The 11935-nt window shown below is 72.0% G+C and carries 7 protein-coding genes and 2 pseudogenes; 4 read left to right on the top strand and 5 right to left on the bottom strand.

Features of this window, described 5'->3' with window-relative positions; genetic code table 11:
* Nucleotides 1–10 precede the first annotated feature (10 nt).
* Nucleotides 11–2263 carry an ATP-dependent RecD-like DNA helicase gene (locus tag ACFV88_RS07950; protein ID WP_385487218.1) on the bottom strand — a complete coding sequence of 751 codons (2253 nt, stop codon included), beginning with the start codon at nucleotides 2261–2263 and terminating at the stop codon, nucleotides 11–13.
* A gap of 114 nt (nucleotides 2264–2377) precedes the next feature.
* Between ACFV88_RS07950 and ACFV88_RS07945 the strand changes: the two are divergent.
* Nucleotides 2378–3257, top strand: a pseudogene (locus tag ACFV88_RS07945) (ribokinase).
* Nucleotides 3258–3536: 279 nt separating this feature from the next.
* On the opposite strand, the gene ACFV88_RS07940 reads toward ACFV88_RS07945, so the two are convergent.
* Genes ACFV88_RS07940 through ACFV88_RS07930 form a run of 3 tightly spaced genes read right to left on the bottom strand, consistent with a single transcriptional unit; the run spans nucleotide 3537 to nucleotide 6765 of the window.
* Nucleotides 3537–4388 carry a sugar phosphate isomerase/epimerase family protein gene (locus ACFV88_RS07940; RefSeq protein WP_385487434.1) on the bottom strand — a complete coding sequence of 284 codons (852 nt, stop codon included), beginning with the start codon at nucleotides 4386–4388 and terminating at the stop codon, nucleotides 3537–3539.
* Nucleotides 4389–4429: 41 nt separating this feature from the next.
* Nucleotides 4430–5611 carry a dihydrodipicolinate synthase family protein gene (locus tag ACFV88_RS07935; protein WP_385487216.1) on the bottom strand — a complete coding sequence of 394 codons (1182 nt, stop codon included), beginning with the start codon at nucleotides 5609–5611 and terminating at the stop codon, nucleotides 4430–4432.
* Entirely contained in the window at nucleotides 5608–6765 is a 1158-nt protein-coding gene (locus tag ACFV88_RS07930; RefSeq protein WP_385487214.1) for a Gfo/Idh/MocA family protein, read from the bottom strand. The genes ACFV88_RS07935 and ACFV88_RS07930 overlap by 4 nt, the downstream gene beginning before the upstream one ends.
* A gap of 285 nt (nucleotides 6766–7050) precedes the next feature.
* Between ACFV88_RS07930 and ACFV88_RS07925 the strand changes: the two genes are divergently transcribed.
* Entirely contained in the window at nucleotides 7051–8355 is a 1305-nt protein-coding gene (locus ACFV88_RS07925) for a LacI family DNA-binding transcriptional regulator (protein ID WP_385487213.1), read from the top strand.
* Between the two features lie 543 nt (nucleotides 8356–8898).
* Entirely contained in the window at nucleotides 8899–9753 is an 855-nt protein-coding gene (locus ACFV88_RS07920; protein ID WP_385487212.1) for a sugar phosphate isomerase/epimerase family protein, read from the top strand.
* A 226-nt stretch (nucleotides 9754–9979) separates the two neighbouring features.
* On the opposite strand, the pseudogene ACFV88_RS07915 reads toward ACFV88_RS07920, so the two are convergent.
* Nucleotides 9980–10759, bottom strand: a pseudogene (locus ACFV88_RS07915) (EamA family transporter); the annotation flags it as partial.
* A 204-nt stretch (nucleotides 10760–10963) separates the two neighbouring features.
* On the opposite strand from ACFV88_RS07915, the gene ACFV88_RS07910 reads away from it, so the two are divergent.
* Nucleotides 10964–11890, top strand: a complete 927-nt coding sequence (locus ACFV88_RS07910) for a LysR family transcriptional regulator (protein WP_385487211.1) — start codon at nucleotides 10964–10966, stop codon at nucleotides 11888–11890.
* Nucleotides 11891–11935: the final 45 nt, after the last annotated feature.

Raw genomic sequence — 11935 nt, 5'->3', positions numbered from 1 at the left:
GTTTGATCGATCAAACCGCCCGCTGGGTCTCGGATCGGTCGGAACGCTCGATGGAGCCGGACCTGCCGGAGAGCCGGAAGTCCAGTGCGGTGCAACGGCGCCCCGCCGACACCGTGCGCACCGCCTGACCCAGGGCCTTGCGGGAACCCACGAGCACGACGAGCTTCTTGGCGCGCGTCACAGCCGTGTAGAGCAGATTGCGTTGCAGCATCATCCACGCCCCCGTAGTGACGGGGATCACTACGGCTGGATATTCGCTGCCCTGCGAGCGGTGGATGGTCACGGCGTAGGCGTGGGCCAGTTCGTCCAGTTCGTCGAAGTCGTACGGCACCTCTTCGTCCTCGTCCGTCACTACCGTCAGACGCTGTTCGTCCAGGTCGAGCGCGGTGACCACGCCGACGGTGCCGTTGAAGACGCCGCTGGCGCCCTTCTCGTAGTTGTTGCGGATCTGCGTGACCTTGTCACCGACCCTGAAGACCCGGCCGCCGAACCGCTTTTCCGGCAGGTCGGGGCGGCCCGGCGTGATCGACTGCTGGAGCAACGCGTTCAGGTTGCCCGCCCCGGCGGGGCCCCGGTGCATCGGCGCGAGCACCTGCACATCACGCCGCGGGTCCAAACCGAATTTGGCGGGAATCCGTCGCGCGGCGACGTCGACGGTGAGCCGCCCGGCCTCCTCCGTGTCCTCCTCGACGAAGAGGAAGAAGTCCTTCAGCTCCTGGGTGAGGGGCGGCAGACCGGAGTTGATCCGGTGCGCGTTGGTGACCACCCCGGACTCCTGGGCCTGACGGAAGATCCTGGTCAGCCGCACCGCAGGTACCGGACCGCCGTCCGCCAGCAGGTCCCGCAGCACCTCACCGGCGCCGACGCTGGGCAGCTGGTCGACGTCCCCGACGAACAGCAGGTGCGCGCCCGGGGCCACCGCCTTGACGAGTTTGTTCGCCAACAGCAGATCCAGCATGGACGCCTCGTCCACCACCACCAGGTCGGCGTCCAGGGGCCGGTCACGGTCGTAGGAGGCGTCACCGCCGGGCCTGAGCTCCAGCAACCGGTGCACCGTCGACGCCTCGGCTCCCGTCAGCTCCGCCAGCCGCTTGGCGGCGCGGCCCGTGGGCGCGGCCAGCACGACCTTGGCCCGCTTGGCACGGGCCAACTCCACGATGGAACGCACCGTGAAGGACTTGCCGCAGCCGGGCCCTCCGGTGAGGACGGCCACCTTGCGGGTCAACGCCAGCCGGACGGCTTCCTCCTGCTCCGGGGCGAGTTCGACTCCCGTGCGGTCCGCGAGCCAGGCCAGCGCCTTGTCCCAGACGACGTCGCGGAACACGGGCATCCGGTCCTCTTCGGTGTTCAACAGCCTCAAGAGCTGTCCGGAGAGGGACAGTTCGGCTCGGTGGAACGGCACCAGGTAGACGGCGGTCACCTCGTCGCCCTCGGGTCCCGGCACCCGCTCGCGGACCACGCCCTCCTCGTCGGCGGCGAGCTGCCCCAGACAGTCGATGACGAGCCCGGTGTCGACCCCGAGGAGCTTCACCGCATCGGAGATGAGACGTTCCTCGGGGAGGAAGCAGTGACCCTGGTCGGTCGACTGCGACAACGCGTACTGGAGTCCCGCCTTGACCCGCTCGGGGCTGTCGTGCGGGATGCCGACCGACTGGGCGATGCGGTCCGCGGTGAGGAACCCGATCCCCCACACGTCGGCGGCCAACCGGTAGGGCTCCTCCCTGACGACGGCGATCGACCCGTCGCCGTACTTCTTGTAGATGCGCACCGCGATGGACGTGGACACCTCGACGCTCTGGAGGAACAGCATCACCTCCTTGATCGCCTTCTGCTCCTCCCAGGCCGCTGCGATCTTCTTGGTGCGCTTGGGGCCGAGACCTGGGACCTCGATCAGCCGCTTCGGCTCCTCCTCGATGATCGTCAGGGTGTCCACGCCGAAGTGTTGGGTGATGCGGTCGGCGAACACCGGGCCGATGCCCTTGACCAGACCGGAGCCCAGATAGCGCCGGATGCCCTGGACGGTGGCCGGCAGGACGGTGCTGTAGTCGTCGACGTGGAACTGCTTGCCGTACTGCGGATGGGAGCCCCACCGCCCGCGCATCAGCAGGGACTCCCCCACCTGCGCCCCGAGCAGCGCGCCCACCACGGTGAGCAGATCGGCGGCGCCGCGGCCGGTGTCCACCCGCGCGACGGTGTAGCCGGTCTCCTCGTTGGCATACGTGATCCGTTCGAGGACCCCCTCGACCTCTCCAGGATTCGCCATGCCCCGACGCTACACGCGCGCTCTGACAGGCTGGTCGGGCCCGGTGGGCGGAGGCTTTCCCCCTCTCCCCGGCGGCGCGGTACCCGTGGAGCAGACGATCAGGAGTTCACCCCCATGAGTCCGGGCACCGGTACGTACGCGCACGACCTGGTGGTGGTGGGGTCGGCCAATGCCGATCTGGTGGTCGGCGTGGACCGTCGCCCGGGCGCCGGGGAGACCGTGCTCGGCTCCGACCTCGCCGTCCACCCCGGCGGCAAGGGCGCCAACCAGGCCGTGGCCGCCGCCCGGCTCGGTGCGCGCACCGCCCTCCTCGCACGGGTGGGCGACGATCCGCACGGGCGACTGCTGTTGGACCGGCAGCGGGCGGCGGGCGTGGACACCTCGGGTGTGCTGGTCGGCGGGGCGCCCACCGGGGTGGCCCTGATCACCGTCGACCCGTCCGGGGACAACAGCATCGTGGTGTCGGCGCAGTTGGAGATCCCCCTCGCCACGGTCGCCGAGGTGCTCAGGCTGCTCGGCCCGGGCAACCGGTTCGCTCTCAACCCGTCACCTCCCGCGCTGCTGCCCACCGAGGGGCTCGCCGCATGTGACCCGCTCGTCGTCAACGAGCACGAGGCCCGGGTGGTGCTCGGCCCGGGGGCCGGGGCTGAGCCGGCGGACTGGGCGCGCGGGCTGCTCGCCCTCGGGCCGCGTTCCGTGGTGGTCACCCTGGGCGCACGGGGTGCCCTGGTGGCCGGCTGCCGGCTGCCGGCTGCCGGCTGCCGACGGCCGCACGACGGTACGGGTGCCTGCGGTACCGGTGACGCCCGTGGACACCACGGGCGCGGGGGACGCGTTCACGGCCGCGCTGGGGTGGCGGCTGGGCGTCGGCGAAACCCTGGTGGAGGCCGCTGCGTACGGGGCTCGGGTGGGGGCCGAGGCGGTGACCCGGCCCGGTGCGCAGGCCGCCTTCCCGACCGCCGTCGAGCTCGAACGGGCCGGGCGGCGGTGCTGAACCGCGGGGGAGCCGTCGAGGGGGCCCTGACGGACCCCCTCGGGCTATCCCCGCTCCCCCGTTCTCCCCGTTGGAGCCCCCGGCCCGGCGGGGCCGTCCCCCTAAGGGGCTCGTGCTCAAGTAGACCCGGGGGGTACGGGAACGGTTGCAGTGCCCGTCCATGATTCTTTTCGGCCGCTGGGCGCGAAGGGGGCCGCCGGGGGCGCGTGTTGTTCGGCGTGCCAGGCCCGTCGGCCAGCGCGCGCCGCATGGCGGTGACGGTGGCGGTGGCGGTGGCGGTCAGGGGGCGGCGTGCGTGCGGTAGCGGTCCACCGTCTCGGCCAGGAGCTCCCGACCGTCCCGCGCCCACAGGACGTCGCTGAACAACTCGACCTCCACGGGGCCCGTGTACCCGACCTCGTCCAGACGCGCATGCCATCCACGCAGATCGATCACCCCGTCCCCGAGTTGGCCGCGCCCGTTGAGAACGCCCTCGGGCAACGGGGTCACCCAGTCCGCGAGTTGGAAGGCGTGCAGCCGACCCGCCTCGGCGGCGCGCGCTACCTGTGCGGGGGCGTGATCGTCCCACCACACGTGATAGGTGTCCACGCACACGCCCACCTGGTCGGCGGGGAACGGCTCGGCGAGGTCGAGGGCCTGCTCCAAGGTGGAGACGACGCACCGGTCCGAAGCGAACATGGGATGCAACGGTTCGATGGCGAGCCGCACCCCGTGGTCGGCGGCGTAGGGAACCAGGCTCCCCAGGGCGTCAGCGATCCGGCCGCGGGCGGCACCCAGGTCGTGCTCGCCCGGCGGCAGTCCACCGCAGACCAACACCAGTGTGTCGGTGCCCAGCCCGGCTGCCTCGCGGACGGCGGCCCGGTTGTCGTCCAGGGCGGCTGCCCGTTCGGCGGGGCCGGTGGCGGTGAGGAAGCCGCCCCGGCACAGGGTGCTGACGGTCAGACCCGCGTCGTGCACCAGTCGGGCGGCAGCCCCGACCCCGAAGGCGCGCACCGGGTCCCGCCACAGGCCGACCGAACTGACTCCGAACTCGACGCATGCGTCGACCAGTTCGGGTAGCGACAGCCCCTTGACGGTCATCTGGTTGATGCTCAGCCGACCCGGGGTGCCCTCGGGGGCGGCGGAACCCATGGGCGGGCGGGGCGAGCGGGGCGGGCGGCTCTCGGGTCTGGTCACTGGTCCACCCCGTGGAGCGTCAGTAGGGTCCGCATGCGCTGCTCGGCGAGGTGCGGATCAGGGAAGAGGCCCAGGTCGTCCGCGAGTTCATAGGCACGGGCCAGGTGCGGCAGGGAACGCGCCGTCTGGAGGCCACCGACCATCGTGAAGTGCGTCTGGTGCCCCGCCAGCCAGGCGAGGAACACCACACCGGTCTTGTAGTAGCGGGTCGGCGCCCCGAACAGGTGCCGGGCCAGGGGCACGGTCGGATCGAGGAGCTGGCGGAACCCGTCGGTGTCGCCCGCGTCCAGCCGGCGCAGTGCCCGGGCGGCGAGGGGCGCGAGGGGGTCGAGGACCCCCAGAAGGGCGTGGCTGAAGTGGAGTTCGTCGCCCTCGATCAGTTGCGGGTAGTGGAAGTCGTCGCCCGTGTAACAGCGCACTCCCGCCGGCAGCCGGCGACGCAGCTCGACCTCCCGGTCCGCGTCCAGTAGGGAGATCTTGATGCCGTCGACCTTCTCCGGGTGCGCCGCGATCACGTCGAGGAAGGTGTCCGTCGCCTCGTCGAGGTCGGAGGAGCCCCAGTAGCCTCCCAGTGCGGGATCGAACATGGGACCGAGCCAGTGCAGGACGACCGGGCGGGCTGCCTGGCGCAGCAGGTCCCCGTAGACGGCACAGTAGTCATCGGGGCCGGTCGCGGTGGCGGCGAGCGCGCGGGAGGCCATGAGTACGGCGCCCGCGCCGGACTCCTCCACCACGGCGAGCTGCTCCTCGTAGGCCGCACGGACCTCGGCGAGCGAGGCCAGGCCGGAGAGTTGGTCGGTGCCCGCGCCGCACACCACCCGGCCACCCTCCGCCCTGGCCTCGGCCGCGGAGCGCCGGATCAGTTCGGCCGCGCCCGGCCAGTCGAGGCCCATGCCCCGCTGGGCGGTGTCCATGGCCTCGGCGACCCCGAGGCCGTGTGCCCACAGATGGCGGCGGAAGGCGAGGGTGGCGTCCCAGTCGACGGCTGCCGGGCCGACCCCGGACCCGTTCGCGAGCGGCGCAGCGAGCGGGTCGGCGACCACGTGGGCCGCTGCGAACACCACCCGCGAGGCGAACGGCTGTGCCGACGCGGGCTCCTCGGACGACGGGTGCGCGCCCGGGGCGCTCGGTGTGTGCGTACGCAGGGTCCCGTCGGCGTCGGGTAGGCGCAGGGTCACAGCGACAACTCCGGGACCTCGATGCGGCGGCCCTCGGCGGTCGACCGCAAGCCCAGTTCGGCGAGTTGCACCCCGCGCGCACCGGCGAGGAGGTCCCACGCGTAGGGCGTGTCCAGGTAGACGTGGCGCAGGAACAGTTCCCACTGCGCCTTGAAGCCGTTGTCGAACTCCTCGTTGTCGGGCACTTCCTGCCAGTCGTCGCGGAACGCGTGGGTGACGGGCAGGTCCGGGTTCCACACGGGTTTCGGGGTCACCGCCCGGTGCTGCACCCGACAGCCGCGCAGACCGGCCACCGCCGAGCCCTCGGTGCCGTCCACCTGGAACTCCACGAGTTCGTCGCGGTGGACGCGTACCGTCCAGGAGGAGTTGATCTGTGCGACCACGCCCCCGTCGAGCTCGAAGATGCCGTACGCGGCGTCGTCGGCGGTCGCGGGGTACGGCTCGCCCCGCTCGTCCCAGCGCTGCGGGACGTGGGTGGCGGTCAGCGCCTGGACGGAGCGCACCCGCCCGAACAGTTCATGCAGCACGTACTCCCAGTGCGGGAACATGTCGAGGATGATCCCGCCGCCGTCCTCGGCACGGTAGTTCCACGAGGGGCGCTGAGCGGGCTGCTGGTCCCCCTCGAAGACCCAGTAGCCGAATTCGCCGCGCACCGACAGGATCCGGCCGAAGAAGCCGCCCTCCACGAGGCGGGCGAGCTTGCGCAGTCCGGGCAGAAAGAGCTTGTCCTGCACCACCCCGTGCTTGATGCCCGCCGCGCCGGCGAGCCGGGCGAGTTCGCGTGCCTCGTCGAGGCTGGGTGCGGTCGGCTTCTCGGTGTAGACGTGCTTGCCGGCGGCGATGGCGCGCTTGAGGGCGGGCACCCGCGCGGACGTCACCTGGGCGTCGAAGTAGATCTCGATGGAGTCGTCCGCGAGCACCGCGTCGAGGTCGGTCGATGTGTGGTCCGGGTCGAGCCCGTGCTCCTCGGCCAGGGCTCTCAGCGCCGCGGCACGGCGGCCGACGAGCACCGGTTCGGGCCACAGGGTGCTGCCGTCGCCGAGGTCGAGCCCGCCCTGTTCGCGGATCGCCAGGATCGAGCGGACCAGGTGTTGCCGGTGCCCCATCCGGCCGGTCACGCCGTTCATCGCGATGCGTACGGTCCTGACTGCCATCGACTTCCTCCCTCGCCCGTCCGTCACGGGCTGCGTGCGATCGCTCACTGAAATGAACAGTAAGCGCTTTCTGTCCCCGTGTCACTAGTCATCGTGAGATTCCTGCCATCGCGTCCCGCTGGGGCCCGGCTCCGGTGGGGGGTTCCACCCGCCCGCGCCCACGGGTTCTCCGGCGGACCGACGGGCGGGCCCCGACCCGGCTAAGGTCCGGATTCGGATGTGCACCGATGGGCAGCGGCCCCCACCAGACCGGGGCCGACCGCGGACGGACCGGAGGACGACTGGATGACGGCGACACTGGCTGACGTGGCAGCCCGGGCGAAGGTCTCCCCCGCCACCGTCTCGCGGGTGCTGAACGGCAACTATCCCGTTGCGGCAACCACCCGGGAGCGGGTCCTGCGGGCCGTGGAAGAGCTCGACTACGTGCTCAACGGACCGGCCAGCGCGCTGGCCGCCGCCACCTCCGACCTCGTGGGCATCCTGGTCAACGACATCGCCGACCCGTTCTTCGGGATCATGGCCGGGGCGGTGCAGTCCGAGATCACCGGTCCGGGTGGCCGCGCGGGGGGCGAACGGCTCGCCGTGGTGTGCAACACCGGGGGGTCTCCCGAACGTGAACTCACCTATCTGACGCTGCTCCAACGACAGCGTGCCGCCGCCGTGGTGCTCACCGGCGGCACCGTCGACAGCCCCGAACACACCGAGGCGATGAGCGCCAAGCTGCGGAGGCTCGCGGAGGCGGGCACCCGCGTGGTGCTGTGCGGGCGCCCCCCGGTGCCGGGGACCGACGCGGTGGCCCTGACCTTCGACAACGTACGGGGCGGACGGATGCTGACGGAGCACCTGTTGGCGCTCGGGCACCGCCGGATCGGGTACGTCGCCGGGCCCGCCGGCCGGACGACCACGCGGGAGCGGCTGGCGGGACACCGGGCGGGGCTCGCCGGAATCGGTCCGGGGGCCGCGCACCCCGGGGACTCCGTTGCGCACGGGAGCGGGGGCGCGTACGCGGGCGCCGCCGAGTACGAGGGTGCGGCGAACGGGAGCGGGGTGGGTCCGGGTGCGGTGCACGTGCTGGGCATCGCGCACTCGGCGCAGCCGGTGGGTGCCTTGGACGTTCCGGGTGTGACGGGTGGCGCTCCGGGTGTGACGGGCGGGGCGGGAGGCGCTCCGGATGGGGCGGTGGGCGGGGTCGTGGAACGCTCGGGAGGTGTGCCGGAGGCGGAGGCGCTCGTGGTGCACGGGGCGTACGACCGGCAGAGCGGATACGACGGGGCGGTGGAACTGCTGCGTCGGGACCCCGGGCTGACCGCGCTCGTGGCGGCCAACGACACCGTGGCGCTGGGTGCCTGTGCCGCGCTGCGGGACCACGGCCTGCGGATTCCCCAGGACGTATCGGTGGCGGGCTTCGACGACCTGCCGTTCAGTGTGGACGCCGTGCCCGCCCTGACCACCGTACGACTGCCGCTGTCCGAGGCCGGGGCGCGGGCGGGGCGGATCGCCATGGGGCGGGAGGCTCCCCCGCCGGGCGGGATCGCCAAGGTGCGGGGAGAGCTGATGGTGCGCGGTTCGACCGCGGCGCCTCGGCAGTGACCTAGGAGTCGGGCGGGATGGGTGGGGCAGGTGTGACGCCCTGCAGGGAGGGGCCTCACCCTTGTGAGTGAGCCGGCTATCAGCCCTTCGCCAGTTATCCACAGAGCGTTGTCCACAGGGGTTGCCCACCCGGCTGACCTCGGCCAACTTGGAGGCAGTCGCAAGGATTCGGAGTCGAACATGCCGAGCACTTCACCCCAGCCGCCCCGACCGTCACCCATCCCGTCCCGCCCGTCACACGCCCCATCGCCCCGACCGTCGCCCACCCCGTCCCGACCGTCGCGCGTCCCGTCGCCCGGCCGCGCGCCCGCCCCGATCCCTGGCGTGCCCACCGCCCAAGCGGTTCGGACGACGGCCCCCACCCGGTTCACCCCCGCCCACCCGAAGCCGGAGCGCCCGGGTCCCGCGCCGGGATGCGGTGCCCGGGCAACGGCGGGCCCGGGGCCACCCGTACGGTGAGCGCGCCCGCCCCGCACGGATGCCCCACAGGGGCGGACATTTCCTCCGGGAGCGGCCGATCGCCCCGCGGGTAGGGTCGGGGCCATGAGGCTGGCCTTCTCCACGCTCGGCGTGTCAGGACTCGCGATCCCCGAGGTCATCGGGCTCGCCACCACGCACGGCTACCACGGTGTCGAACTGCGCGCCCACATCGAGGAGTCCGTGCACCCGGGCCTGACCGCCGCCGAACGGTCCGGGGTCGCCTCCGCGTTCGCGGACTCGGACGTGGAGGTCCTGGGTGTCGCCGGATACGCACGGGTGGCGGCTCCCGGAGACGACGGGCCGGTGCTGGACGAGGTGCGGGAGTTGTTGGCGCTGGCGAGCGACCTCGGTGCGCCCTACGTGCGGGTGTTCCCCGGGGCGGGGTCCGGGCTGGGGCCCGCCGAGACAGCGGAGTCCGAGACCACGGCGGCCCGACGGCTCGGCGTGGTCGCCGAGTGGGCCGCGGGCCTCGGGGTGCGCATCCTCCTGGAGACCCACGACTCGCACCGGTCGGGTGCGGCGAGCGCACGCATCGTCTCGCAGGTCGATCACCCCGGAGTGGGCGTGCTGTGGGACGTGCTGCACACCTGGCTCGCCGGGGAAGAGCCTGCGATGACTCACGCGGCGCTGCGACCGCACCTCGGATACGTCCAGGTCAAGGACGTGGCGTCCGCCGAGGACACCACCCCGTTGGGGCTCGGTGCGGGGGTCCTGCCCCTGGGTGCGTACCTGGAGGCCCTCAGCCGGGACGGCTGGGACGGCTGGCTTTGCTGGGAGTACGAGAAGAGGTGGTACGAGGGGGCGGCTCCGCTCCCGGGTCTGTTGGGTCCGGGTCGGGAGCACTTGGCACGGCTGCTCGACGGAACGGGGCGCGGCGACTGTGCGGGGCTCCGCCCGGCGAGGTTGCGTCCGGCGTAGTCCCGTCCGGCGTAGTTCCGTCCGGTGGGGTACCGGGGGGTACTACCGGAACGGGGGACGCGGTGGGCTCGGGGGCAGCGGTCAGGGCAGTGGTGTCGTCGGGGTCCGGCGGCAGGTGACCGGCGGCCACCCGGCCGGGGCCCGCGGGCGGGCGGCTCGGCGCGAGTGAGGTCAGGGCGACCCCGGCAACCAGGAGGCCGGCGGCGCACCACCGCAGCGGGCTGATGGACTCGTCCAGGAGGAGGGCGGCGGAGGACATCCCGAAGACGGGGACGAGGAGGGTGAAGGGCGCGACGGTGGACGCGGGGTACCGACGCAATAGCCAACCCCAGGCACCGAAGCCCAGGTTGGTGCTGATCCAGGCGACGAAGACGATGGTCCCCACCCCGGCCCAGTCCAGCGAACGCAGGGCTGCGAAGCCCTCCGACGGGCCTTCGAAGAGGAGGGAGAGCAGGTACAGGGGAAGCACCGGGACGAGGCTGACCCACACGATGAAGTTGAACGCGTCCGGAGGCGCGGCCTTCCGGGTGAGGACGTTCGAGACGCCCCAGCCCGCGGCGGCGGCCACCACCAGGGTGAAGCCCAGCAGCGGCCCCGAGGTGCCTTCGTCCACGGCCGCGACGGCGACACCCACCAGGGCCACGGCCATGCCGAGGGTTCGGACCGGTCCGGGGCGCTCGCGCAGCACGACGGCGGCGAAGACGGCCGTGAAGACCGCTTGCACCTGAAGGACCAAGGAGGTCAGCCCGGCGGGCATGCCCTGGTGCATGCCGACGAACACCAGCCCGAACTTCATGACGCCCAGGGCCATACCGACCGCGATGATCCACTTCCAGGCGACCTTGGGCCTTCCCACCAGGAAGATCGCGGGCACCGCGGCGACGAGGAAGCGGAGCGCGGCGAAGAGGAGCGGAGGGAACTGAGAGAGCCCGAAGTCGATGACGACGAAGTTGACGCCCCAGAGCGCGGTGACGGAGACGGCGAGGCCGATGTGCGCGAGTCGCATGCATCGAGCATCAACGGCAGCGACTGTTTAGCACTAGCGATGATTACTGCATGCTTGGATTAAGCATCGCTAAATCCAAGTGGGCGACGGAGCCCCGTGGACGATGCGGATAACCCCCGACTCAGCGGTCGAGAGCCCGTGGTCAAAGTGCCGACGTCACGGAGTCGGCATCAGGGAGTCGGCGTCAGGGAGTCAGGAGTCCGGGTGCTGGATCTACAGAGGCTGAAGGCCCTGCACGCGGTGTCCGTGCACGGAACGGTCGGAGCAGCGGCGATGTCGCTCGGTTACACGGCGTCGGCGGTGTCTCAGCAGATAGCCAAGCTGGAACGGGAGACCCGCACGGTTCTCCTGGAACGGCACGGCAGGGGGGTGCGGCTGACCGAGGACGCCCACCGCCTGGTGGAGGCCGCGCACGAACTGATGACGATCATGGAGCGCGCCGCAACGGACCTGGAGGAACGCAAGGGCACGCCGACGGGACGGCTCGCGATCGCGGCGTTCGCCTCGGCCGCCCGCGGACTGATGCCGGGGGTGCTGGCGGAGCTCGCGGCAGGTCATCCCACCTTGGACGTCCGCATGTCCGAGGTGGACCCCCATGAGTCGGTGGACCTGGTGGCGAAGGGCGTTCTGGACATGGCGGTGGCCCATGACTGGGACATCGCACCGCTGCCCGCACCACCGGGGGTGGAACAGGCTCGGATCGGGGACGACCTGTGCGATCTGCTGGTGCCGCGGGGGCACCGGTTCGCACGACGGAAGACGGTACGACGGGAGGACTTCGACGGGGAGCGTTGGGTGTGCCAACCACCGGGGCGGGTGTGCCACAACTGGCTGATGGGCACGTTGCGGACCGCCGGGATCGAACCTGACGTGGCCCACTACGCGGATGAGAACCCCACGCTGGTGGCCCTGGTGGAAGCGGGACTGGGCATCGCGCTGATCCCCAGGCTCGGACGGGGCCCGCTACCGGACGGCGTGGTGGCGGTGCGGTTGGACCCCGTGCCCGTGCGCCACCTCTACGCGATCTGGCGTACCGGAGCAGCACGGCGCCCGGCCATCGCCGAGATGGTCCGGACCCTGCACGAGCACTGGCCCCGGGCCGCGGAGGGCACCCCGCCGATCAGTCGGTGAGACGCAGGTGCGGCGAAGCGGGCGTGCGCTGAGGCGGGCGTGTGG

It is taken from the genome of Streptomyces sp. NPDC059816 (genome assembly GCF_042732055.1).
Lineage (GTDB): Bacteria > Actinomycetota > Actinomycetes > Streptomycetales > Streptomycetaceae > Streptomyces.
This window is presented reverse-complemented; position numbering and strand designations above follow the sequence as displayed.